This window comes from Bacillus changyiensis (genome assembly GCF_027706145.1).
GTDB classification, from domain to species: domain Bacteria; phylum Bacillota; class Bacilli; order Bacillales; family Bacillaceae; genus Bacillus; species Bacillus changyiensis.
The window spans coordinates 160,840-186,363 of the sequence record NZ_JAQFWW010000003.1 but is presented as its reverse complement, the minus strand read 5'-3'; the positions used below and the strand labels follow the sequence as shown (position 1 = coordinate 186,363).

Annotated in this window: 20 protein-coding genes; 8 read left to right on the top strand and 12 right to left on the bottom strand. The window is 39.5% G+C overall.

Features of this window, described 5'->3' with window-relative positions:
* Positions 1-39 precede the first annotated feature (39 nt).
* Positions 40-1,746 (bottom strand): glycosyltransferase, encoded by a 1,707-nt coding sequence (locus PDT38_RS12655; RefSeq protein ID WP_270802059.1) that lies wholly within the window; start codon positions 1,744-1,746, stop codon positions 40-42.
* Positions 1,747-1,954: 208 nt separating this feature from the next.
* On the opposite strand from PDT38_RS12655, the gene PDT38_RS12650 reads away from it, so the two are divergent.
* On the top strand, positions 1,955-2,818 hold the full coding sequence (locus PDT38_RS12650) for a sulfite exporter TauE/SafE family protein (RefSeq protein WP_270802058.1): 864 nt from the start codon (positions 1,955-1,957) through the stop codon (positions 2,816-2,818).
* A gap of 4 nt (positions 2,819-2,822) precedes the next feature.
* Here the strand turns inward: PDT38_RS12650 and PDT38_RS12645 are convergent, their stop codons facing one another.
* Positions 2,823-3,941, bottom strand: coding sequence for a glycosyltransferase (locus PDT38_RS12645; protein ID WP_270802056.1), 1,119 nt, complete (start codon positions 3,939-3,941; stop codon positions 2,823-2,825).
* Positions 3,942-4,106: 165 nt separating this feature from the next.
* Between PDT38_RS12645 and PDT38_RS12640 the strand changes: the two genes are divergently transcribed.
* Positions 4,107-6,377: a glycosyltransferase gene (locus tag PDT38_RS12640; RefSeq protein ID WP_270802054.1), complete on the top strand. Its 2,271-nt coding sequence runs from the start codon at positions 4,107-4,109 to the stop codon at positions 6,375-6,377.
* 135 nt (positions 6,378-6,512) lie between these two features.
* On the opposite strand, the gene PDT38_RS12635 is transcribed toward PDT38_RS12640, so the two are convergent.
* The 9 genes from PDT38_RS12635 to PDT38_RS12595 all read right to left on the bottom strand — a co-directional run bounded on the left by PDT38_RS12635 (position 6,513) and on the right by PDT38_RS12595 (position 18,834).
* Positions 6,513-8,099, bottom strand: a complete 1,587-nt coding sequence (locus PDT38_RS12635) for an NTTRR-F1 domain (protein ID WP_270802052.1) — start codon at positions 8,097-8,099, stop codon at positions 6,513-6,515.
* Positions 8,100-8,343: 244 nt separating this feature from the next.
* Positions 8,344-10,317 (bottom strand): NTTRR-F1 domain, encoded by a 1,974-nt coding sequence (locus PDT38_RS12630; RefSeq protein ID WP_270802050.1) that lies wholly within the window; start codon positions 10,315-10,317, stop codon positions 8,344-8,346.
* A 135-nt stretch (positions 10,318-10,452) separates the two neighbouring features.
* Positions 10,453-11,145 (bottom strand): acyltransferase, encoded by a 693-nt coding sequence (locus PDT38_RS12625; protein ID WP_270802049.1) that lies wholly within the window; start codon positions 11,143-11,145, stop codon positions 10,453-10,455.
* 91 nt (positions 11,146-11,236) lie between these two features.
* Positions 11,237-11,953: a trehalose operon repressor gene (gene treR / locus PDT38_RS12620; RefSeq protein WP_270802047.1), complete on the bottom strand. Its 717-nt coding sequence runs from the start codon at positions 11,951-11,953 to the stop codon at positions 11,237-11,239.
* 20 nt (positions 11,954-11,973) lie between these two features.
* Positions 11,974-13,653 carry an alpha,alpha-phosphotrehalase gene (gene treC, locus PDT38_RS12615; protein WP_270802045.1) on the bottom strand — a complete coding sequence of 560 codons (1,680 nt, stop codon included), beginning with the start codon at positions 13,651-13,653 and terminating at the stop codon, positions 11,974-11,976.
* A gap of 65 nt (positions 13,654-13,718) precedes the next feature.
* Positions 13,719-15,134, bottom strand: coding sequence for a PTS system trehalose-specific EIIBC component (treP, locus tag PDT38_RS12610; RefSeq protein ID WP_270802043.1), 1,416 nt, complete (start codon positions 15,132-15,134; stop codon positions 13,719-13,721).
* 284 nt (positions 15,135-15,418) lie between these two features.
* A complete protein-coding gene (locus tag PDT38_RS12605; RefSeq protein WP_270802041.1) occupies positions 15,419-15,973 on the bottom strand; it encodes a DUF5067 domain-containing protein in 555 nt (184 codons plus the stop codon).
* Positions 15,974-16,889: 916 nt separating this feature from the next.
* The gene (locus tag PDT38_RS12600; RefSeq protein ID WP_270802039.1) at positions 16,890-18,299 is read right to left on the bottom strand and encodes an alanine/glycine:cation symporter family protein; all 1,410 of its coding nucleotides are present in this window, start codon (positions 18,297-18,299) and stop codon (positions 16,890-16,892) included.
* A gap of 154 nt (positions 18,300-18,453) precedes the next feature.
* Entirely contained in the window at positions 18,454-18,834 is a 381-nt protein-coding gene (locus PDT38_RS12595; RefSeq protein ID WP_270802038.1) for a DnaJ family domain-containing protein, read from the bottom strand.
* A gap of 188 nt (positions 18,835-19,022) precedes the next feature.
* On the opposite strand from PDT38_RS12595, the gene PDT38_RS12590 reads away from it, so the two are divergent.
* From PDT38_RS12590 to PDT38_RS12565, 6 genes are all read left to right on the top strand, one after another.
* On the top strand, positions 19,023-20,981 hold the full coding sequence (locus PDT38_RS12590) for an LTA synthase family protein (RefSeq protein WP_270802037.1): 1,959 nt from the start codon (positions 19,023-19,025) through the stop codon (positions 20,979-20,981).
* Between the two features lie 117 nt (positions 20,982-21,098).
* Positions 21,099-21,848, top strand: coding sequence for a type I methionyl aminopeptidase (gene map / locus PDT38_RS12585; protein ID WP_270802035.1), 750 nt, complete (start codon positions 21,099-21,101; stop codon positions 21,846-21,848).
* A 153-nt stretch (positions 21,849-22,001) separates the two neighbouring features.
* The gene (locus tag PDT38_RS12580; protein ID WP_270802034.1) at positions 22,002-22,133 is read left to right on the top strand and encodes a YflJ family protein; all 132 of its coding nucleotides are present in this window, start codon (positions 22,002-22,004) and stop codon (positions 22,131-22,133) included.
* A 224-nt stretch (positions 22,134-22,357) separates the two neighbouring features.
* Positions 22,358-22,627: an acylphosphatase gene (locus PDT38_RS12575; protein ID WP_270802033.1), complete on the top strand. Its 270-nt coding sequence runs from the start codon at positions 22,358-22,360 to the stop codon at positions 22,625-22,627.
* 108 nt (positions 22,628-22,735) lie between these two features.
* Positions 22,736-23,020, top strand: coding sequence for an autorepressor SdpR family transcription factor (locus PDT38_RS12570; protein WP_270802032.1), 285 nt, complete (start codon positions 22,736-22,738; stop codon positions 23,018-23,020).
* Entirely contained in the window at positions 23,017-23,667 is a 651-nt protein-coding gene (locus tag PDT38_RS12565) for an SdpI family protein (protein ID WP_270802030.1), read from the top strand. The genes PDT38_RS12570 and PDT38_RS12565 overlap by 4 nt, the downstream gene beginning before the upstream one ends.
* 312 nt (positions 23,668-23,979) lie before the next feature.
* Here the strand turns inward: PDT38_RS12565 and PDT38_RS12560 are convergent, their stop codons facing one another.
* On the bottom strand, positions 23,980-25,065 hold the full coding sequence (locus PDT38_RS12560) for a nitric oxide synthase oxygenase (RefSeq protein ID WP_394356272.1): 1,086 nt from the start codon (positions 25,063-25,065) through the stop codon (positions 23,980-23,982).
* Between the last annotated feature and the right edge of the window lie 459 nt (positions 25,066-25,524).

Genomic DNA, 25,524 nt, shown 5'->3' with positions numbered 1-25,524 from the left:
ATCCCTTTGAATATGCTCAACTCAAAGGGATTTTTTCATTTACTTATTATCTTTAAGATTATCAATCATATTTAAGAATTTTTTTGCGTATAAATCCGGTGCAAATTGTGTTTCAATATGTTGAACAGCATTTAGTCTGATCTTTTCTCTTAATGTAACATTTGAAATTAATTCTTTCCCTTCTTGAACAGCTTGATTGATATTTCCAAGTTCAAAAAACTTCCCTGTGACATTGTGTTTGATAAAACTGCGTACCCCATCAGAATCAGTTGAAAGGACTGGGCATTTACATGCCATCGCCTCAAGTACCGCATACCCAAACCCTTCTACCTTAGATGTTGAACATAAAAAACCACCTGAATCACCAATCATTGAAAAATAGTCAGCCATTTTTTGATGTGGTTGATTGGCATATACCGTTAAATACGGTCTTATATTTAGTTCAGCTATTTTTTCTTCAAAAGCGTTTCTTTCTGACTCCTTCGCTAATGTACTATCTTCAAACATCCACAGGCGGACGGAAGGATCTTCTTCAATTAACTTTGCCCCTATAGATAAGAAATCTCGCCAATTTTTATTTTCTTCGAGTCTTCCAACCCAGCCAATAATCGTTTCTTTCTGTTTAGGAAGCGCTCGATATTTAAAGTCTTTCGTATTAAAACAATTATGAAAACAAAATTGTTTCTTTGTAGGAAAATACTTTTTAAACGCTTCTTTAAGATGGGGTGTTTGTGGATATAAAATCGCATCACAATATTGATTAATAATTGAATATGCATGTACTTTTAAAAATTCATCAACATATTGTTTGTTATTCCCCAATCCTTGAACTTCATATATTAAAAGGCCTTCATATCCAATTTCTCTAATTGATTTCATTAGCAATAGATCTGAATTGATGACAATGGCGTCGTAGTTTTGGAATGAGATGATTTTTTGAATTTCCTCCATGTCATTTGTTACATAAATTGAAGTGTCAACTTTATTTTGTAATCCCGTTCCTTTTTGCAAATATAAAAAATCGCATTTCACCCCAGATTGATTAAGTGCGTAAAAACGCTGCCTGTTTAATGTTTCCACTCCTCCGCTCGGGACAAAAAAAGTAAAGAGGATATTTAAAAGTCTTTTCCAGATGGCTCCATCTATCGTACCATTATGCTTATTTTTCGTAAGGTCGGAGGCAACCATGCCAGCACCCTCGCTTAATTTCCAATAACCAAACAGGCCAGGTTCATTCCCTGTCAGTTTACAGTTCATCTGTTCACATATTTCTGATTGTGTTTTTGCTACATTCCAAATTCTGATGTCCGCAAGCTCTCCAATATAACTATTTAAACCATCTCCCCCAAAAATTCCTGAAGGAACAACCAGCTGAGCTAACCCGGCCTCACCTTTTGCAACTAACTGTCCATTGATATACAGCAATGGACGTCTGTCATGATAAACGATCGCGATATGGGTCCATTCATGTAAAGGCGCAGGAAAGTTAAATGTCAAAGCGATTGGTAGAGGAACACCATGTTCATAAACTGTGACATTATTTTTTCCAAGAGATACACCAACGATTGCCTGAGAAGAATCCATTTTTTCACTTGAAGCAGGTGTAATCACATATCGCTTCTCTTTTACTTCAACATCCGGCTTTGCCCAAAATTCGATTGTAAATGTATTTTTAATTTCATTGAACTGCTGTTTTATCATCATTTTGCTATTTTCACGAAAACTAAGAAAATTTTTGTATAACATTAGAAAGATCCCTCCAAGCATTCTTTCTAACATCTTATGCTTTAGCTTATTTTTTGAGTATACATCACCCCGTCAGCTTTATTAAATGAACTGAAAATCGTACTGTTTCACTATACAGAAGCACTTTCTAAGACATAGAATATCTTAAAAATAGTTTTGCACTTCAAGAAAGAAATAAAAAGCGAAGTTTTTTACTAGGGGGATGGCTATGAGAAAACTGGTTATTTTTGCTTTTATAGGTTTTTTTGCTCAACTGATTGACGGGGCATTAGGAATGGCTTATGGTGTCACTTCATCATCGCTTTTACTAACATTTGGAATTGCTCCGGCAGCCGTTTCAGCAACCATTCATCTTTCAGAAATTGTGACAACTGCCGCATCAGGAATTTCCCATATGAAGTTTGGTAATGTTGATCGGCCAACATTATATAAATTAGTCATCCCTGGATCTATTGGAGCTTTTATAGGAGCATGTTTTTTGAGTCATCTTCCAGGTGATGTGATCAAGCCTATTATTTCAATATTTTTATTGTGTTTAGGAATCTATGTCTTATTTCGATTTTTATTCAACTTCAATCCTGATCATCAGAAAAAAACAATTGATTTATCTAGAAAAAAGTCCATAATATTAGGATTTATTTCCGGATTTGCTGACTCAACTGGTGGAGGAGGATGGGGGCCAATAACGACCCCGGTTTTGTTAACTAGAAAAGGAGCATCAGTCAGAAAGATTATCGGGACAGTAGATACAAGTGAATTTGCTATTGCAGTCTCTGCTAGTGTTGGGTTCTTAATTTCATTGGGACCAGAAGAAGTGAACTGGACTTGGGCGATTACTCTCATGTTGGGAGGAGTTGTTGCCGCACCAATTGCTGCATGGTTAATCAGGATACTGCCTGGTTATTTACTTGGTGTTCTTGTCGGTGGAATTATTATCTTAACAAATGTTCGGACACTGTTTCTTTCCTGGTCTATTAACAACATATGGGCTGTAAATGTTTTGATTATTCTATTAATTGGCTGGGGGATCGCTATTTTTTATGCAGTACGACATCATCATAAAAAGAAATAGTTGCTCACTTGACCTCTTCCCCTTTTTCCTCATTTTCTGAATACTGATTAATCCCCATCTTCTTCTCTAATAATTGTTTATTATAAAGAACGGATTGATCTTTTGGCCGATATTCCCGAGCCTTTTCATTATGTTGATAGGACTTCTCAAAATCACCTAAATTATAGTAACAGACACACATTTGCAAATGTGGATACCAAGTATAATAGGCAGGATAGCTAAAGCTCCATTTGTTTTGATCTGGAACAAGCTTTGTCGCTTGGTCATACCAATAGATGGCTGGATGATATTCCCGTTTACGTTGAAAATGATAACCGATTCTACTGCATGTTTCGGCGCGTGGTATTTTGGAAAATTCAAATGACTGGAACAATGCTTTCAATTCGTTTTCAGGATCATCGAGATAACGATAACAATCCGCTTTATAAATAGATGCATATAGTTTATCTTCAATCCAGCCTTCTTTCATTTCAATATTCTTATTGTAGTTTTCTATTGCTTTATCATAATGCCTGTTCTCTCTTAATTCATTTCCATAATAAAAATAATCCCTTGGAGAAAAAGCATCACCACGGTCAATTTTTTGTTGATAAATATTGAGATTCCGCCCCACAGAGTGGCGGATTTTTTTATGTGTCACTGAAATATCAGCATTAATAATATGGCCGTGAACATCCAAGTACTGATGACAATCACCTTTCCATTTAAAGTTTTTCTCCCTTTTCACTAAACGGTTGCGGCGATATCTTAATGTTACATTTCCATATTCATCGGTTCCAGCATCATAGTACATCGAGACGGAATCAACCGCTGGATCAAGTGTTTCCTTTAATTTTCTCAACTTTTTTTGATCTTCTTCATGTAAAACATCATCTGCATCTAAATAAAGAATATAGTCTTTAGTAGCATGTTTAAACGACTCATTTCTGGCTGCGGCAAAATTTCCGATCCATTCAAAGAAAAAAACACGGTCTGTGTATTGTTTGGCAATTTCCACCGTTTTATCAGTAGAACCTGTATCAACGATATTAATTTCATCTACAATATCCTTTACAGTATCAAGACATCTTGCTAACACTTCTTCTTCATTTTTAACAATCATACAAAGACTGATCGTGACCAATTCGTTCACTCCCCGTTTTCTCAAATAAATGATTAGTGCTAACAATAGATTATGAGTGAATCGTCTTTCTTGTTTGTGCCTCTGACTTAAACCCTATGTGTAAACTTCCCCCTCTATACTGAATATAAATATGAACAGTAACTTTTACGTGACAGGAGGATTTTCATGACCCCCAAACAAGAACTGGAGTCTCTGTTTATGATCTTGGAATTAGAATGGAATGAAGATGAATGGATTCAGTTTATTTCTGAAGATAAATGGACAGATGCCGAACAACTGATTAAGACAAAACAAATGGTCAAACCGTTTGACCTTGGTTTGCTCATCGGTCTTGGATTTATATATGAAAAAAAACGATTATTTCAGGAAGCATGTGAATTATATGATGACGCCGCACAATTCATGAACCTCATGCAAAAGGAAAAACTGTTTCGTGAAAAACACCGTCTTTTCGAAAAATACACAGAAACTCGTCCCAAAATTGTCTTTTTTGTAAAACCAAATTTAGATACATTTTTAAATCCAGTCATAGAATATTTTTCAGATTCCTACAGAACGATGAAATTAATCATTACAGACTTGAAGCAAATTGACGATGGAATGAAGTGGGCAGATATTTGCTGGTTTGAATGGTGTGATAATCTTCTGATTTATGGAAGCAAATTGCCACTAGCCGAGAAAAAAACAATGGTATGTAAACTTCATAGCTATGAAGCTTTCACTTCATATATTTATCATGTTCGGTGGAATAGTGTAGACAAACTCATCTTTGATGGAGAACATATAAAAGAATATGTATTTGATCAGGTTAAAAGCCTTCAGGAAGAACAAACGATCACAATTGCTAATGGCGTTGATTTAGATCAGTATACATTTAAACAGCGCGAAAAGGGATTTCATATCGCATATGTCGGTTATATTAATTATAAAAAGGGTCCCATGCTTTTACTACAAGCATTCAAGGCCATTTATGACAGAGATCCAAGATATAAACTTTTTATTGCCGGCCGCTATCAAGATATACGATATCAATTATATTTTAAACAAATGATCGAAGAGCTAAATTTAACAGAAAACGTCTATTTAGATGGATGGCAAACTGATATGAATCAATACTTAGAAGATAAGCACTATCTCATTTCAACAAGTCTTTTAGAAAGTCAGCAAATGTCAATCATGGAAGCAATGGCAAAAGGAATTAAGCCCTTGATTCATAACTTTTACGGAGCGAAGAAAATTTATAATCAAGCGTTTGTATGGAACACCATTGATGAACTAGTCGACATGATCACTGAAAATCATTATTCATCCAACCAGTACCGCACTTTTATTGAAGAACATTATTCATATAAAAATCAAATGGAGAAGATCAGTCATCTCGTTCATCACTTTATTAAAACAGCTAGAAATAACAAGAAAAATAATTTTAGCCTTCCTAAAATTACAGTTGGAATTGTTAATTATAATTACAGTCGTTTTTTAGACCAATGCCTTCAATCTGTACTGCATCAAACTTATCCAAACATTGAAATTATCATTGTTGATGATCATTCTTCAGATGACTCAGTCAAAAAAATTGAAGCATTTCAGGAAAATTACCCACAAATAAAAACGATATACCATCAAAAAAACATCGGTATGGCAGATGCAGCCTTTTCCGAAATTTTTGAAAAAGCAAGCGGGGAATATGTTTTACCAGTAAGTGCTGATGATTTTTTGGCACACGACAACGTGCTCTTTGATTTTATGGAGTGTTTTGTCGAGCAAGAAGATTTAGATTATGTTTACGGTGATTTTTTATTAGTTAACTCTGATGGAAAAACAATTGGCAAATGGACGTATAAATCTTATACAGAAGATGAGGTGATCTGTCGTATATTTGAAAGAAAAGGTTCAGGCGTTTTTCCAATGGTCGGATTGTTCAAATTGTCATTTTACCGCAATCATAACTATTCCTGGATAGCCGATCCTAAAAATCTCTATGCCGGAGATACATTGAACAGTATTGTTAATATTGAAAGAGGTTGGAATATTCATTATTTAAACAAACCGGTTTATTGTTATCGCCGTCATCAAAATAGTTTTACTTATGACATTGACAAAAGGATTCCTTCAATTATTTACGTGATGGAGTATATTATTGAGCATTTCAGTGAGGAAGTTTATTTACCTTTTATTAAATGGAGGGAGTTGAAGGAAACTCAGAAAAAAGCACTAAAGTATTTTATTATTGGAAAAGTTTATTCAGATACTGCAATAGAGTATCAAAATAACGGCTTTACACGCCACCTTGATCAAGAAGCGAAAAAGAAGTGTGTTCATCCTCTTATTGAAAAAATGCAACACTATTTTGATCTAAGTCTCGCATCCGGAGGAGGAACTTATTTGAATAGTATCAATCACATAAAAGAAGAATTGAACCAAGTGTTAAAATAAATAAAATTGATTTCATAATAAAGAAGGGACTGTACTAAGCTCAGGCTTATCAACAGTCCCTTTATCTTTTTTAAAAGGAGGGGCCTTCATGCACCCCTTCCCACTTCGTTAGAAGTTAATCATATTAATAGAGGTCTATTGGTTAAGAAATTGGCGTAGTTGCACCAATCCTCCGGCCCCTGCGGTTGGTCCCGTTGGTCCAGTCGGTCCCGTTGGTCCAGTTGGCCCGGTTGGTCCGGTCGGCCCCGTTGGTCCCGTTGGTCCAGTCGGTCCCGTCGGCCCCGTTGGTCCCGTCGGTCCTGTTGGTCCTGTTGGCCCCGTTGGTCCCGTCGGTCCCGTCGGTCCGGTTGGTCCCGTTGGCCCCGTTGGTCCAGTTGGCCCAGTCGGTCCCGTTGGTCCAGTCGGTCCGGTTGGTCCCGTTGGCCCCGTTGGTCCGGTCGGCCCCGTTGGTCCGGTCGGTCCCGTTGGCCCTGTTGGTCCCGTTGGTCCAGTCGGTCCCGTTGGTCCCGTTGGTCCCGTTGGTCCCGTCGGTCCGGTTGGTCCTGTTGGCCCCGTTGGTCCCGTTGGTCCCGTTGGTCCCGTCGGTCCTGTTGGTCCTGTTGGTCCGGTTGGCCCTGTTGGTCCTGTTGGTCCTGTTGGTCCGGTTGGTCCAGTCGGCCCTGTTGGTCCGGTCGGTCCGGTTGGTCCGGTTGGTCCCGTTGGCCCCGTCGGTCCCGTTGGTCCCGTTGGTCCTGTTGGTCCAGTCGGCCCCGTTGGTCCCGTTGGTCCCGTTGGCCCGGTTGGTCCCGTTGGTCCTGTTGGTCCCGTCGGTCCAGTCGGTCCTGTTGGTCCTGTTGGCCCCGTTGGTCCAGTCGGTCCTGTTGGTCCTGTTGGCCCCGTTGGTCCAGTCGGTCCTGTTGGCCCCGTTGGTCCGGTTGGTCCCGTTGGCCCCGTTGGTCCGGTTGGTCCCGTTGGCCCCGTTGGCCCCGTCGGTCCGGTTGGTCCCGTTGGCCCCGTTGGTCCCGTCGGTCCCGTTGGTCCCGTCGGTCCCGTTGGTCCGGTTGGTCCCGTTGGCCCCGTTGGCCCCGTCGGTCCGGTTGGTCCCGTTGGCCCCGTTGGTCCCGTCGGTCCGGTTGGTCCCGTTGGCCCCGTTGGTCCCGTCGGTCCCGTTGGCCCGGTTGGTCCCGTTGGTCCCGTTGGTCCCGTCGGTCCGGTTGGTCCCGTTGGTCCCGTTGGTCCCGTCGGTCCGGTTGCTCCTGTTGGAGCACTAACCTCAATATCTAATAGAGCAACATCGTCTACTATAACATTCGCTGTTCCCAGTTGTGGCAAAGTATTAATTAAGATAAATGCCATTGTAGCGCCTGCTGGAGCCGGTTCAGTCGTTCGGTAGACTTCAAGCCAAGTGTTATTTTCTACAACTGGTAATCTATTAAATGGAATATCTACGAAGAGCCCCTGCCCTAGCGAATTAAACATACTATCAAAATAAGAAACTTGAATTTGCACTTGAGGTGATGGTAAAAACCCTGACTTTGCTAAAGAAACAAGGAACTCGAATTGTTCTCCTTCATCAACAGGAACAAATTGAGCTATAAATGAAACTACATTTCCTCCTAATAACCTTGCCGACCAAAAACCTGAGTGGGAAAATTGAGTTGTAGCAATTGCATTCTGACCAACCCAAGGTGCTAGTGTCCCCGTTTCAAAACTACCATTAACTACTACATTACGTATTGACATCTAGGGATGTAAACCTCCTTTTTCTTAGAAATAGCTTCTATACTCTATTTCAGAAGCTAACATATATTATGTTTCATGAACTGGGACGGTCACGTTATTTAACACATGTAATAACAAAATCCTTTTAATAGTTTGGTACAATAAACCCCCCTTCCAATAGAGATTACTTAAAATTGGAAAGGGGGTATCACTTTCGGAATCAAAAGACTTTTCAAATGCTTTCATAAATTTACTTCTTATAAAATCATCCGTAAATTAAGGCCGTTAAAGAGCGTGTATTTACTGAAGCAGTAAGAATATTACTACCAATCATTTCAATTCTCAGTTCATAAGTGTTTATTCCCACTTCCGGAATATCAATCCAAGTTAAATTTGGAATATCACTATATACGCGAACTGATCCTGTTGATTTTTCACCTTGATTATCTTCTGTTACTTGTGCAATGACTTCACCATTTCGGTAAATACTAAAAATAATGCTGTATTGAAATAATGATGATGGACCGATTATTACATCTACTTCAGCCATTGAATCGAGCTTAACACTTTGCCCTTCTAATACATTTACTTGTGTTTCTAAAACCGACAACTCATTGCCGATTGTTAATGGTAGAGCTGAGTTTGATTGAGAAGGTGTAGCTAATATACTACCTGGCCCAATTGGACCCGTTGCTCCCGTTGGGCCTGTTGCCCCGGCTGGACCCGTTGCTCCCGTTGGGCCTGTTGCCCCGGCTGGACCCGTTGCTCCCGTTGGGCCTGTTGCCCCGGCTGGACCCGTCGCTCCTGTTGCTCCGGTTGGACCCGTTGCTCCCGTTGCCCCGGTTGGACCCGTTGCTCCGGTTGCCCCGGCTGGACCCGTCGCTCCCGTTGGGCCTGTTGTCCCGGCTGGACCCGTTGCTCCCGTTGCCCCGGTCGGACCCGTTGCTCCCGTTGGGCCGGTTGCCCCGGCTGGACCCGTTGCTCCTGTTGCTCCTGTTGCCCCGGTTGGACCCGTTGCTCCCGTTGCTCCTGTTGCCCCGGTCGGACCCGTTGCTCCCGTTGGACCCGTCGCTCCCGTTGGGCCGCTTGCCCCGGTTGGACCCGTTGCTCCCGTTGGACCCGTCGCTCCCGTTGGGCCGCTTGCCCCGGTTGGACCCGTTGCTCCGGTTGCCCCGGCTGGACCCGTCGCTCCGGTTGCCCCGGCTGGACCCGTCGCTCCCGTTGGGCCTGTTGCCCCGGCTGGACCCGTTGCTCCTGTTGCTCCTGTTGCTCCGGTCGGACCCGTCGCTCCCGTTGGGCCTGTTGCCCCGGCTGGACCCGTCGCTCCCATTGGGCCTGTTGCTCCTGTTGCCCCGGTTGGACCCGTTGCTCCCGTTGGACCCGTTGCTCCCGTTGGACCCGTCGCTCCCGTTGGACCCGTCGCTCCCGTTGGACCTGTTGCCCCGGCTGGACCCGTTGCTCCGGTTGCTCCTGTTGCTCCGGTCGGACCCGTCGCTCCCGTTGGGCCTGTTGCCCCGGCTGGACCCGTCGCTCCCGTTGGGCCTGTTGCCCCGGCTGGACCCGTTGCTCCTGTTGCTCCTGTTGCTCCCGTTGGACCTGTTGCCCCGGCTGGACCCGTCGCTCCCGTTGGACCCGTCGCTCCCGTTGGGCCGCTTGCTCCGGTCGGACCCGTCGCTCCGGTCGGACCCGTTGCTCCGGTCGGGCCGCTTGCTCCCGTTGGGCCTGTTGACCCGGTTGGACCCGTCGCTCCCGTTGGGCCTCCATTTCCGTCTGAAATTAACAATGCAACATCATCTATTAAAATATTTGTAGTTCCAACTTGTGGAAGGTTCGCAATCAAAATAGAAGCTTGTGTGGTTCCTTCCGGAGCTGGCTCTACCGTTTGATATGTTTCAAGCCATGTCCCACTTTGTGATACAGGTATTCTACTTGAAGGTATAGTCGTAAATAGTCCAAATCCAAGAAAATTAAATTCATTATCAAAATAAGTAATCTGAATGATTACTGAAGGGGCAGTAATCGCTTCGGATTTTGCTAGGGATACGAGAAACTCTCCCCCTTCTCCTGGTTCAATCGGAACAGACTGAATGATGAATGAATTTGCCGTTCCCCCTAACAACTTGGCTGAGGAAAAACCCGAATGAGAAGATTGGTTAATGACAGATGAATTTCCTCCACTCCAAGGAAAGAGGGTTCCTGATTCAAAGCCACCGTTCACCACTAAATTTCGGATAGACATTTATCCATTTAACCTCCGATCATATGGTATAAGCTTCACTTTGTTTCAGGTGATGCTTCATTATCATATGTTTGTCTTTTTGAACCAGCCACGTTATTTAACTTGAAATAGATTCCCTATTTTCCCTCTTACAATTCACTTCATGACCCGACCAGGATTCCCCACAACTGTTTTCCTAGCAGGAACATCTTTGGTAATGACAGCTCCCGCACCAATGATCGAATGTTGACCGATAACAACCGCTGGCAATAAAGTTGCATTATTGCCGATTTTCGCCCCTTTTTTTATAATTGGACCTTGATATTCACCATGACTCACTCCCATATATTTATCATTTGATGTTGAACAACAAGGACCGATAAACACATCATCTTCTATTTCCATATCAGCCGTAATATAACACCCCGTTTGAATTGTTACACGGCTACCAATGTTTGTATGATTTTCAACCATAGCGTTACGCCCTATAATACTATCTCTTCCAACCTTTACATTTTCGCGAATGCTTGCGAGATCGCCTACAAACGCACCTTTTTTTAGTTGCACATCCCAATATATGACGACTCCTGAGCCGATTACTACATCATCTTCAATGATTAACGGACTACCGCTCTTTCTGGGCTCGCGCGCCATTTTTTTATTTGAAGCTGTTCCTTTTCCAAGAACAGTTAGATCACCAATCTTTACGCCTCTTCCAATCTGTGTATTTTTTTTAATAATGGTATGATGACCTATCTCTGAATCATCGCCAATTGTGACATCTTCTTCGATCACCACGTGGTCTCCTAATGTGACATTCTTGCCTAGTTTTACAGTTTCATGAACCATTTATGAAAGCCTCCAATCTTTTTCCTCCTCCATCATATTCAATCAAAAAAGAAATGATAAAAAAACACGGCCGCTACCCAAGCGGACCGTGCTACTTCACTCTTCTAGCAAAATCGACAAACCGGAATTTATCCAGTCGATGTCTGCTTTCCGTATATTGAAACAATGATGTATCATCTAAAAAGACAAAGTTTTTAACGACAACGATGTGTTCATAACCATTTAAATCCAAATAATTTTGATCTGCTTCTGTACACGGTTCAACTACGATTTCCTTATGAGCATAACTGATGCCAAGCCCAAGTTCTCCCTCAATATATTGATAAATCGAATCCTCACATATTTCTTTTGTCAGCCGTGGTACATGTCGACGAATAAAATAATCTTTGTCCAGAATGACATGCTCCTCATCAATTTTTCGGGAACGGATAACCCTCCATACGTCTTCATCTTCAGTGATTCGAAGCTGTTTTTGGATAAAATCGCTCGGACTGACCAAGCCGAACTCATGTACTGTCGTGCTTGTTTCTTTACCTAGCATTTCAAACAACTCTTTAAAACTAACCAGACCAGAAACCGGGAACCTCATTTTTTCCCTATTTAACACAACCGAACCTTTTCCTTTAATTTTTTGAATATAGCCGTTTTGCGCGAGCATATTTAACGCTTTTCGTACAGTTTCTCTTGATGTTTCATACTGAACTGTTAAGTCATTTTCCGATGAGATGATATCACCTTCGTTCAGTATCCGTTGATCGATTTGTTCTGCAATTTCTTTGTAAATCCACACATATTTGTTCACTTTCATTTTTTACCACCCTGCTTAGTTTAGCATGGTTTGGCAAGATGATAAACTATTGATTGGTAAGGTCTCACCTTAAAGTTGGTAAAATCCTCTGGAATTTCATCATCATTGGCAATGAGAACCTTGGCAGCATAGCCTTCATACTTGACATTCTCAGGCAAATGAAACTCGGTTTCTCTATCGTAAAAGTTATTGATAACCAACAGTTTTTCATTTATCCCGTTCCGCAAATATGCATACAGCTGTGGATCTTCCTCAAGAATAAGTTGATAATTGCCAGTTGTTATGAGATCGTATTGTTTTCGTAACTGATTCAATTTTTGATAGTGATAAAAAATTGAATCAGAGTCCTGTAGTGCTTCTTCAGCATTTATATTTTTATAATGATCAGGCACTGGAATCCACGGTGTTCCCGTTGTAAAGCCAGCGTTTTTCTCCTGATTCCATTGGACAGGTGTCCGCGAATTATCACGGGATTTCGCTTTTAAAATCTCAATGATGTCTTTTTCCGGAATACCTTTTTCTTTCATTAGCTCATACATATTTAGTGATTCAACATCCCGATAAAAGGAAATATCATTAAACTTCGGGTTGATCATTCCGAATTCTTCACCTTGATAAATAAACGGCGTTCCCTGCAACATATGAATGGCAGTAGCCAACATTTTTGCAGACTTTTTTCGATACTTTCCGTCATCACCATAGCGTGAAACGATTCTCGGCTGATCGTGATTACACCAAAACAGTGCGTTCCAACCGCCGCCATTATACATCTTAATCTGCCATTCAGAAAGGATTTTTTTTAATTCCAGAAAATCAAATTTGCTAACTGTCCATTTTTCACCGTTTACATAATCAGTTTTTAAGTGATGAAAATTAAAGACCATGTCAAGCTCTTTGTTTTGGGAATTTGTATATTGAATACAATCTGCAATGGTTGTTGATGACATTTCACCGACTGTCATGCTGTCATATTTTGAAAAGACTTCCCTGTTCATTTCATGTAAATATTCGTGAACTCTTGGACCGTCTGTATAAAATCTTCGCCCGTCTCCCTCATAGTCGTCAAGAAAACGCTGATCTTTGGAAATGACGTTAATAACATCAAGTCTAAACCCGTCAATACCCTTATCAAACCAATAATGCATCATCTCATACACATTTTTTCTGACCTCTTCATTTTCCCAGTTCAAATCAGCCTGTGTCACATCATAAAGATGTAGATAATACTGACCAGTTTTGTTATCGAACTGCCAAGCAGAACCCCCGAATTTAGACTCCCAGTTCGTCGGCCGAGATCCATCTGGTTTCCCATCTTTCCAAATGTAAAAATTGCGGTAAGGGTTGTTTTTACCAGACACTGCTTCCTTAAACCAGCGATGCTCTGTTGAAGTATGGTTAACAACAAGATCCATGATCACCTTTAAACCGCGTCTGTGTGCCTCCTGTAACAGCCGTTCAAAATCAGCTAATGTTCCATAGTCTTGATGAATCTGATAATAATCACTAATATCATAGCCGTTATCATTTTGCGGAGATTGATAAATTGGTGTCAACCAAATGACATCACAGGCTAGTTCCTTTATATAATCAAGTTTTTCGATAATCCCTTGAATATCACCAACACCGCTTCCTGTTGTATCTTTAAAACTTTTCGGATATATTTGATAGACTGTTGCTTTTTTCCACCAAGGTTGTTTCATTCTTTCATCACACCTGCTTTTTCAAATTTCATAATAGATACCGTGGAATATTGATGAGCACGTCTTTAAGCTTGACGTTTAAATTTAGCAAATAGCAGCGTCAGCACAAACGGAATAATAAGTGCTATCGCCATTCCAATAAAGAAAGGACCCCAATTTTCTGTTACAATCGAGAAAAAAGCAGGTAGTCCCCCCACACCAATTGACAGTGCTTTTACCTCGTTTATCGTAATAAACATCCCAGCGATGCTTGAGCCGATAATTGCTGAGATAAACGGATATTTATAGCGCAAGTTGACTCCGAACATTGCAGGCTCCGTAATGCCAAGCCAAGCAGAAATTGAAGTCGTCATTGCCAAACCTTTTAATTTTTCATCTCTTCTATTTATAAACATCATGGCAAACGCTGCAGACCCTTGGGCAATATTAGACAGTGCAAGCATCGGCCATAGGAAAGTCGTTCCGGTAGAACCGATCAACTGTAAATCAACAGCAAGGAATGTATGATGCATTCCGGTAATAACAAGTGGACCGTAGACACCACCATAAATGAGACCTCCTAATGCAGGAACTGCTTTAAAAATCCCGACAACTCCATCTGTGATCCAGTTTCCGATCATAAATGTAATAGGTCCAATGATCATAAATGAGATAAATCCAGTTACTAGCAAAGCAATAGGTGCTACTGTTAACAGCTGAAAAGCATCGGGAATTCGCTTTCTTAAAAACATTTCAATCTGTGCCAACAAATATGATGCAGCAAGAACCGGTAAAACTTGTCCTTGGTAGCCCACTTTTTCAATGTTCAAACCGAATAGATGCCAGGTTGGTATTGAGCCTTCCTGTTGAGCACTTCCATATCCCCATGCATTTAACAGATCAGGATGGACGAGCATCAGCCCCAAAACAATTCCTAATAATGGACTTCCACCGAAACGGTTCACGGCACTCCAGCCGATTAACCCTGGCAGAAATACGAAGGCTGTATTTGCAATCAAATTAATGATGCTCGCTAAATCAGCCCAATTTTGGTGAACATCGATAAACGATTTGCCAGTGTAAAAAATATTTGGTGAGGTCATGATATTATTGATTCCCATTAATAAACCAGCGGTGACGATGGCTGGCAAAATCGGAATAAATATATCAGCAAGCGTTTTCACTGCACGCTGGAAAGGATGCAGTTTTTTCGCGGCTTCCTCTTTTGTAGCTTCTTTTGAAGATTCAGCTACACCAGCTAACGCTGTGAACTGTTTAAATACTTTTTCAACAAGTCCTTGACCGATGATAACTTGAAACTGACCATTTACAGAAAATGACCCTTTGACAACATCAATGTTTTCGAGTACTTCTTTATCGACTTCTTTCTCATCGACTAAGACCAACCGCAAACGGGTGACACAATGTGTTGCCGATACGATATTTTCTTTTCCACCGATTGCCTGAAGAATTTGTTCTGCAGATTGTTTGAAATTCTCCACATTATTCCCTCCTTAGAAACCGCTTTCATCTAAACATGTATATACATGTTATAGGTCTATTGTAATCATGTATATACATGTAGTCAACATTTTTTTAGCGCTTTCATTTTTTTTAAAAAAAAAGAGGCTATCCAGTAAGTCAATTTTTGACTATTGGACAGCCTCTTACATTGTAGGGTTTTATAATTTTCTTACTGTTATTTTACAATCGATTCAATACAAATGAATATATCTTTTTCAGTGATAGTTTTTTTAAATAATTTTATTTATATAGTGGAAACAACTTATTTAATATTATAGTTTTTTTCACCTAACTTACCTCCACCAACACCTTGGGTTGCAATTAATGTTACCGGTGTTTTTAAATCGTCCAATTCATAGGCCACTGCATTTTCTACTGTACCATTTTGTTTTATTGTTTCTAATTGAGAATCAAGAAATCGATCATCGGGGAGTCCAGCAATTTCAAGCTTATTAACTGAATTTGGATTATTGTCTTGTACCGCTTCAAATACTGCCATCCATGCTGTTGTAGGGTCAATATCTTTTTCACTTAAATTAGTTGCTTTATACCAAATTGCAAATATTGGTTTTTTACCATGTTCATTTCCTGTTTTTCCAGCAGGAATAACTTTTGTTTTAGTAATTTTAATTTTTAAGTCATTTAATTTTGCTTCATTCTCTTTAAAATAAACATCTTTTGATTCCTTTGAATTATTTTCAGTGACCGCCTGTTTATTTTTACTATCAGTATCGGAATTGTTTGCTTCATTTTGTCCACAACCAACAATCACCAATAGAGTGAGTACAGAAAATAATAATAAATGAGCTTTTTTCATGCTATTTATACCTCCTTTATGCTGCTATATTTGTTTTTGTCCTTTATATTTATTACATAAAATTTTAGAAATATACGACCCTATTCTTGAGGCTTATTAAGAAATCTCTAATGAAAAAAATAAAGAATGGTCACACTCCTGAGAGTCACAAATGGTTCAATAGAATTTGATCAGCTTTTAAAAAAATGGAGGGAAAACAAATGAATGAAGGTCGTCCAGTACCCGAATATTCCATCACAAAGAACGGCAAAAAAATGCCAAATAAACTTTGAAAATTATGGGGTTAATCCGTATTCTCATGTGGATTTGACAATAAGCCAAGACTGTTTGGTTTATAATATAAGGAAATCGATATTTTATTCATACCCAAAACAAGCAAAGAGTAGAACTCTTCCTACTTCCTACGTGACTTCTGAGATACTATGATTTTGATCCTGGTTGAGAGGTAAGAAAACTGTGGAAGAACAAGTTCTCCCCCAGCCACTTGCCAGAAGATTATCACACACCAAGTGAGCTATGCTAGGTGTGTAGGACGTGCAAAAATTAACAAATCAAAGTATAGGTTCCTTTACAAGCTGAACCTTGCATATACAAGGCCCTGCTTGAAAAGAAAGAATATGAACGAAGTAAAAAGTATTTGAATCATAACAAATCACGCATACCCTTTGTTATGATTTTTTTGTTTTTTTTTGATCATAGCGAATGACTAGGTACTCGTTAGAAAAACAAGTCATGTTAACGAGTAGTAAAAATGTAATGGTTACAAATACGGCGTTTTCATGAGATAAAAAAGCAGATGAAAAAAGGATAAGTGTCATCACAAGGTGAATATAGGAAAAGTGATAATGTCTACATGTTATACTCATAATCTAGCAAACTCTCCTTACATTAAACCATTGGGTATACACGATTCCAATCAAATGTTCTTTACTTTTTTTGAATCATAATCATGGTTTTCCTGTTCAACATCTTTTAAATAATACTTTTCAGAGGTAAAGAATTCGTTGTATAACGCTTTTACCTTTTTACTTAATAATATTAATGCAACAATATTTGGGATGAGGATAAACGACAGTGCTAAGTCTAAGAAACCCCAAATCACTTTCGCTCCGCCCGCAGCTCCGATGATAATCGCCACTAAATAGACTACTTTTAAGACATGCCCAGACATTTGTCCAAACAGAAATTCAGCTTGTTTTACGCCATAAAAGATAACAACTGTTATCGTTGAGACGACGAAGAACGCAAGTGAGATCGATACGAAATATCCTCCTGCATTTCCAAAATAACTACTAAACGCTTTTGCACTTAGTGCTGCAGGATCTTTAAGAGCATTTTCACTTGTCCAGACACCTGAGGAGAGGACGACAAAAGCTGTGGTAGTGCAGATGATCAGCGTATCAACGACAATTCCAATGACAGCCCAAAACCCTTGCCTTACCGGGTGATCAGTCATTGCAGCTGCATGTGCGATCGGTGCCGTTCCCATTCCTGCTTCATTGGAATAGAGTCCTCGCGCAAATCCCCAGCGGATCGTTTCGGCAAAAACTGCCCCTGCAAACCCGCCAGTAGCTGAAGATGAGGTAAACGCATTCGAAAAGATGAGAGAGAAAAATTCTGGAACTGCTGGAAGGTTCATCAACATAATGAGAAGACCAGCTCCCACATATGCTCCCGCCATAAGCGGTACAACCAACTCTGTCACTTTTCCAATCCGCTTAATTCCTCCAATCACAACTAAACCAATTAAAATTGCAATACCAAATCCAGCATAAACTTCATTAAAAGAAAAAGTTTGTGCTAATGAGACAGATGCTGCATTTCCTTGGACCATTATACTTGGGACAAGCTCAACAATCAATGCGACAGAAAAAAGAACGCCGAGCCATTTCATCCGCAATCCTTTTGTCATGTAATACATCGGTCCCCCGACAAATTCACCTTGGTCATTTTTTTCCCTATAATGAACAGCTAGCACGCTTTCGGCAAATTTAATCGCCATTGCAAACAATGCGATCAACCACATCCAAAAAACCGCTCCAGGACCCCCAAACATAATTGCTGCCGGTACACCGACGATATTTGCTGCTCCGACTGTCGAGCTAAGCGCTGATGTCAACGCCTGCAATGGAGTGAGTGTCCCTTCTCCCTTCGGCTTTTTTCTCACGCTACCTATCGTCTGTTTAAAAATATATAGAGGATATCGAAACTGAAAAAATTTTAGCAGGACCGTAAAATATATCCCTGTTCCTGTCAGTAGAATAATCAAAGGTGGTCCCCAAAGCCAATCAGAAATCAATTTTACCCAGTCTAGTAATTGTTCCATCTCATCACCCTTTTTTGTTTTTTGAAACTTTACCACCCATAAGCAATACTTAAACCTCTAAAGAATTTTTTGGACTTTTTAAACAATTATGACTATTATACCACTTATTTTACAGTGTTTCCAGTGACAATCCAACGACTGCCGTTCATCCAGCTCACCGCTTACGTCCCAATCGTTCATATACTCTTTCTTTATAAAATGCAGATGCTGGCTTTGAAAACATTCCTTTCTTACTTACAAGCTTATCAAGCCTAAGCTGATTTTCTGTTTTTCTCAGCAAAAGCTGTTCACGTTCATGTTCATCAGTGCATTGGGCTATTAAGTCTTCAATGGTCATTCGTTCTTTTTTTAATGCCTCTTCATCACCAGCCAGCCCAGCATTCTTCATGACACGATATGCCATCCGAAGGTGTTCTGGAATGTGAGCTGCTTCATCTTTTTTCAGTGGTTTGCCTATTCCAGGTAGTCCATCAAATTCTCCATCTTTGATTGCTCTTTTGATCTTATCCTCGGCGATTAAATTAAAGATATCCATGGTCTTATTCACCTTTTCTTTCATATGATATAATTAGTTTGACATCAATCATAATCAGCAGCTAACCAATTTTTTTACCAATTATAGTTTCTACTTTTCTAATTGGCGATTTCATGGTATATTTTATACATTCGTTTTTCTTTCGTTCCGATGGTTTTATGCTGATCCGGAAAAAAGGAGTGTAACAATTGAAAAGATTTATTAAAGAAAAAGGTCTTGCCTTTTTTCTCATAGCCGCTGTATTATTATGGCTAAAAACTTATGCTGCTTATGTCATTGAATTTAATTTAGGAATAAACAACACAGTTCAACAGATTTTGCTTTTTGTGAATCCGATTAGCTCAAGCTTGTTCTTTCTTGGAATAGGATTGCTTTTCAAGAAAAAAGTACAGCAGACAGCCATTATAGTGATTCATTTTTTAATGTCTTTTTTACTTTATGCAAATATCGTATACTACAGATTTTTTAGTGATTTTATCACACTTCCTACCATTATGCAGGCAAAAACAAACGGGGGACAGCTTGGAGATAGCGCTCTTTCATTAATTAATCCCCTCGACATTTTTTACTTTATCGATACAATCATTTTGATTGCACTTGCGATTTTTTATAACAGACCAACAGAAACAACTACAAAACGTCCATTTAAAATCGTAATGGGGGCAAGTATCCTCGTCTTCCTCGCGAATCTTGCGGTTGCGGAGATTGATCGTCCAGAGTTACTTACCCGTTCATTTGACCGCAACTATCTTGTGAAATATTTAGGAGCTTATAACTTCACAATTTATGATGCCGTTCAAAATATTAAAACAAACAGCCAGCGTGCTCTTGCAAGTTCCAGCGATGTAACGGAAGTTGAAAACTATATCAAAGCTAATCATGATAAACCAAATGCCAAATACTTCGGTAAAGCGAAGGGCAAGAACGTGATTTACATTTCACTTGAATCACTGCAGACGTTCGCAATTGACTATAAACTTAATGGTAAAGAAGTCACACCATTCTTAAACTCACTGGCTCATGATGATCACACATTTTATTTTGATAACTTTTTCCACCAAACTGGACAAGGTAAAACATCTGATGCTGAATTTATGATGGACAACTCGCTTTATCCTTTATCTCAAGGATCAGTGTTCATTAATAAAGCGCAAAACACATTGCAATCAGCACCAGCAATATTGAAATCTCAAGGCTATACCTCAGCCGCGTTCCACGGCAACTATAAAACATTCTGGAATCGCAATGAAATGTATAAAGCCATCGGATACGATAAGTTCTTTGATGCTACGTATTACGATATGAGCGAAGAAAAAACGAAAAACTACGGTCTAAAGGATAAGCCGTTTTTTGAGGAATCTATGCCGCTGTTAAAAAGTTTGAAACAGCCGTTCTATACAAAATTCATTACGCTCTCAAACCATTTTCCATTTGAAATGGATGAAGGCGATACAGATTTTCCAGCCGGTGAAACTGGCGACAGTGTTGTCGACCATTATTTCCAATCGGCTAACTATATGGATCAATCGCTTGAACAGTTTTTCAACGATCTGAAAAAGGCCGGTTTATATGACAATACGATTATTGTCATGTACGGTGATCACTATGGAATTTCAGAAAATCATAATGATGCAATGGCCAAAGTGATTGGCAAAGAAGTTACACCGCATGAGAATGCAAAATTACAACGCGTTCCTCTGTTCATTCACGTTCCTGGAGTGAAGGGTGAAAAATCCGATAAGTATGGCGGCGATGTCGATGTCATGCCTACTCTCCTCCATTTGATGGGTGTGAACACAAAAGATTACTTGATGAGCGGATCTGACCTTCTTTCTCCTGAACATCGTGAAGTTATTCCATTCCGAAATGGCGACTTCGTTTCACCGAAGTTCATGAAAGCAGATGGAAACTTCTATGATATGGGAACAGGAAAGCTTCTTGAGGAAAAAAACGTTGATCCAAATGTAGAAGAATCAGTCAAAAAAGAACTGGAAATGTCAGATAAAATTGTCGATGGTGATTTGCTTCGGTTCTATAAACCGAAAGGATTTAAAGCGATCAATCCAAGCGACTATGACTACACAAATCATCATCCAAAAACGTCAGAATCACATACTACATCACCAAAGAATTCTGACTCTGAATAATAAAAAATAAAAGGAACAGCACTCGCTCTCCATTTGGAAAAGCGGGTGCTGTTCCTTTTTTAGGATTAGATATGGTAAGCTTATTTTGGAATATAAAAAAGAAAGCGGGAATGCATCGTGATTGTAACAAATGATCAAGAGCTTGAGGGGCTCAAAACTATCGGCAGAATTGTTGCTTTGGCAAGGGAGGAAATGAAAAAACAAGCAACTCCAGGTATGAGTACAAAAGAGCTTGATTTGTTAGGAAAACAGGTACTCGAATCTCATGGGGCTACATCAGCTCCAGAAAAAGAATATGACTTCCCAGGAACAACATGCATCAGTGTCAATGATGAAGTAGCTCATGGAATCCCCAGCCAGTCCGCAATATTACGTGAAGGAGATCTCATTAACATTGATATTTCTGCCGAATTGGGTGGCTTTTATTCAGATACGGGTATTTCATTTATTGTTGGTCAAGGTGATGACACCTTGCACAAACTCTGTCAATGTGCAGAAAGCGCATTTCAAAAAGGGCTATTACAGGCGCGAGCTGGAAAAAAACAAAATCAAATTGGTAGGGCTGTTTTCAATGAAGCAAAAGCAAACGGATTTACTGTTATTAAAAACTTGACCGGTCATGGAATCGGAAAAAGCCTTCATGAAGCACCAAATCATATTTTAAATTACTATGACCCATTTGATGATGCACTTTTTAAGAACGGAACTGTGATTGCCTTGGAACCATTTATCTCAACAAAAGCCGAACATATTATAGAAGCTGGAGACGGATGGACTTTTAAAACACCTGATGGAAGCTTTGTCGCACAGATTGAACATACGATTGTCATTACAAAAGATAAACCAATTATTTTAACACAGCTGTAAATGGAAAGTCATCAGACTAAATTCATCCACATGACATAACTGAAGAAGAGACTAAAGACTCAGTTTTAACAAATATCTGATTTCCTCTTTTAACCTTACTCGATTGATGTTAGAATGCCCTTACAAATGAGTAATAGAAAGGGGTTTTCTGACATGCATTACGGAAGCAAAGGCTGGTATGTGGAAGAATTGAAAAAACTAGGGATGACGAAGTATGAAGGAAGAAAGCTTCAAAGCTTCAAAGCACATTTTTTAGCTAACTTATTGAACAGTATAAAAAAATAACAGTTTTGCCGTGCCGATGATAGGCACGGCTTTTTTTTCAGGTGGTGGATTATCTTTCTAGTTGAAGCCATAACCTCCCACTATTAGCCGCCTTATCTTCAAATCGGTATTCTTGTTAGAAAACAAACCAACAAAGAAATAAGGGCTTACCCGTTTTCCTTCATGTCTAAACCGTGCGATTAAAATGGAAAATATGATAGCATAGAGGAAAAGGGGTGTTCTCTATGCTTCAATATCGAATCATTGTTGATGGACGGGTCCAAGGTGTCGGCTTCCGCTATTTCGTGCAAATGGAAGCCGATAAACACAAATTAACAGGCTGGGTTCGAAATCATGATAACGGTACCGTTGAAATCTGTGCAGAAGGACCTGAAGAAAGCTTAAAGTCTTTTCTAAAAACGGTGAAACAAGGCAACCCATTCTCAAACGTAACAAATATTCAAGTCGAAACAAAACAAGCAGAGGGATACCAAAAATTTAAGATTAGCTATTAAAGACCGCCAACAATGGCGGTTTTTAACGCTCTTGACATATTATCTTTTTCAGGATAGTATTTAGTTAAATAACTAATTAACTAAATACTTAAGTTAAGGATGTTTACAATGAACCAGACATTTAAAGCATTAGCTGATCCAACAAGGAGAAAGATATTAAAACTACTGAAAGAAAAAGATTTGACTGCTGGTGAGATTTCAGCACATTTTCAAATGTCAAAACCCAGTATCTCTCAACATTTAAAAACTTTAAAATTAGCTGAACTCATTCAAGATGAAAAAAAAGGACAATACATCATATATTCGCTGAATACAACAATGTTTCAAGAGATTATGAGCTGGGCATTAACTTTTACTGAACAAAACAATCAAGATTCGGGGGATCAACAATGAAAAAGCATATGATTTCACTATCAATTATTTTCATTAATATACTATTGTGGGGATTTTCATATCCTTATCTTTCTAACCATATTCCGATCCATTGGTCATTCTCAGGTGAAGTTGATCGATATGCGACAAAAACAGAAGCGATGTTATTAATGTTGGGATTGCTTATATTTTTATATGCGGTGATGATTTTAACACCTAAACTTGAACCACGCAAAAATAATTTAGCGCTTTTTTCAAAAACGTATCACATTATCGTAAATGCCATGCTGCTGTTATTTTCTGTACTCAATCTGCTGCTTGTCCTGACTGGACTAGGATATCATGTCCCAATGGGAAGCTTTGTTCCAGTACTAGTAGGAGCGATTTTGATCGTCATTGGAAATTATCTCCCCAGAGTGCGTTCCAATTTCTTTATCGGCATTAAAAATCCTTGGACATTAAGCAGTGAGAAAGTCTGGAAAAAAACTCATAGATTTGCTTCAAAGATGTTTACCATTGCAGGAATTCTCATGGCAATAAACGGTTTGTTCCCTATAGGTAACTATGGAAATGTAGCCATGCTGGCTCTATTTTTAATAGCCGTTTTTGCTCCTTATGTTTATTCTTATGTTTTATATCGACAAGAAATGGGTTTTCATAAAAAGTAAACAAAGGCTCCACGGTGTTGGAGCCTTTCATATGTGAGGGAATATGATGATCAATGCCTATTAAAAGTTACCTTATTTAGAGGTTACCAATCAAGGTGAGAAATTGTCCTTTTTCGGATCGAAAAAGGGCGCAATTGGTTAGATTGAGGGAAACTGAAGATGTAAATACGCCTTATTGCACTTCAAGCAGAAATGAAAAAAATGGCTCAGAGAAAAAGGAATCAATATGAAAACTGCTTTTGGCTTTCCAGTTGCAGAACAGCCAATTGATTTGCCAAGTCATCCATATGCCCACTAAATATCTTGATCATTTTATTTAAAAAATTTAGGTTTAAGTATCTTATTTTGATAATATTTATGAAAAATATGAGTTGCTGCTGGTGATAACGGTGGAATCAGCCAAGTCCAGCTAGCAGCTAACTCACGGCCCGCTTCCGCTTCTTGTTCTTCAAACCGCTTAAATTGACTTGCCGCTGTATGATGGTCAACAATACTAACACCTGCTTTTTTGTATGAATAAAGGACCGCTCTGTTTAATTCAACAAGTGCTCTGTCTTTCCATAATGAAGTGGTTTGTGTTGTATCAAGGCCCATGATAGCCGCCACTTTTTCGAGCATATTATAGCGATCTGAATCTGCAAAATTACGCGCGCCAATTTCTGTTCCCATATACCAACCGTTAAAGGGTGCAGCATGATATTGTATACCCCCGATTTCCAGCTTCATATCAGCAATGATTGGCACAGCGTACCATTTCAGCTCTAAATATTGAAAGGCCGTGATTTCGGGATGTGAAATGTGAACCTCTTGGACTATCGACCTTGGCAATTCATACAAAACAGGATCGTGATCATCAACTTGAAAAACAAGTGGAAGCAGATCAAAAGGCGTTTTTTCCCCTCTCCAACCAAGCGTCTCACACATCTTTGTCAACTCAATTGTAGCTGGATCACCAATTACACCATTTTCTGTCTCATATCCAGCATACTTAATCAACTGTTGGTTCCAAATCTTCACCTTGTTAGGGGGGAAAATCGTGATATATGGCTTAATTTTTCCGCCATTTGTCGCAACTTGAATATGGTAAAACAACGCCTCCCGCACATCTTCTTCTGTCAAGACATCCCGCTTGTCAATGACTGAAAGACAGTTCCAAAACAACCGGCCAATACAGCGGCTACTGTTTCTCCAAGCCATTCTCGCTCCATGTTCTAACTCTTCTTTCGTATGGATGTAACTACCGGTTTCGGTGATTTCATTTTTAACATACTGTAATCGCGCTTGTGTCTCCTCAGCGGATTTATTCAGTTCCTCACAGTATGTTTCAATAAAGGTACTGGCTTCATTCCAAACTTTTTGTTGTTCATCCACCAAAATCTCTCCTTCCCGCTGTATCATTGTATCTCTCTCAAGCTTATTTTAAAACCTAAAAATAGCAATAAAAAGTTTCATTTTTCCTTAAACATTGCCAGATGCATTAACCGAATCAATCACTTTGCAGGATTAAAAAAACATTCAGAAGACTGAATGTTCAGGTTGTAATGGTAAATCGAACAAGTCTAATTAAAGTTTAAAACCTCCTCTGAAAATGGGATATCTGAGGAGGCTTTAATATGATATAGTATACGAATAAATTCTCCGAACCCCATAAAAAATCAGCATGCCAAATGGATGCTGATTTTTAAAAACTCTTTATTCTTTAGATCGATCCAGAATACTCCACACAATAAATACCAATCCTATTAACAAAGATATAATACTCAATATCAATAAGTTATTAGGAATATTCTCAAGAAGAACATTGAATTCTTCTATTGACCAAGTATCACTATTTGAAGCACCAATTGAAGCACAAAT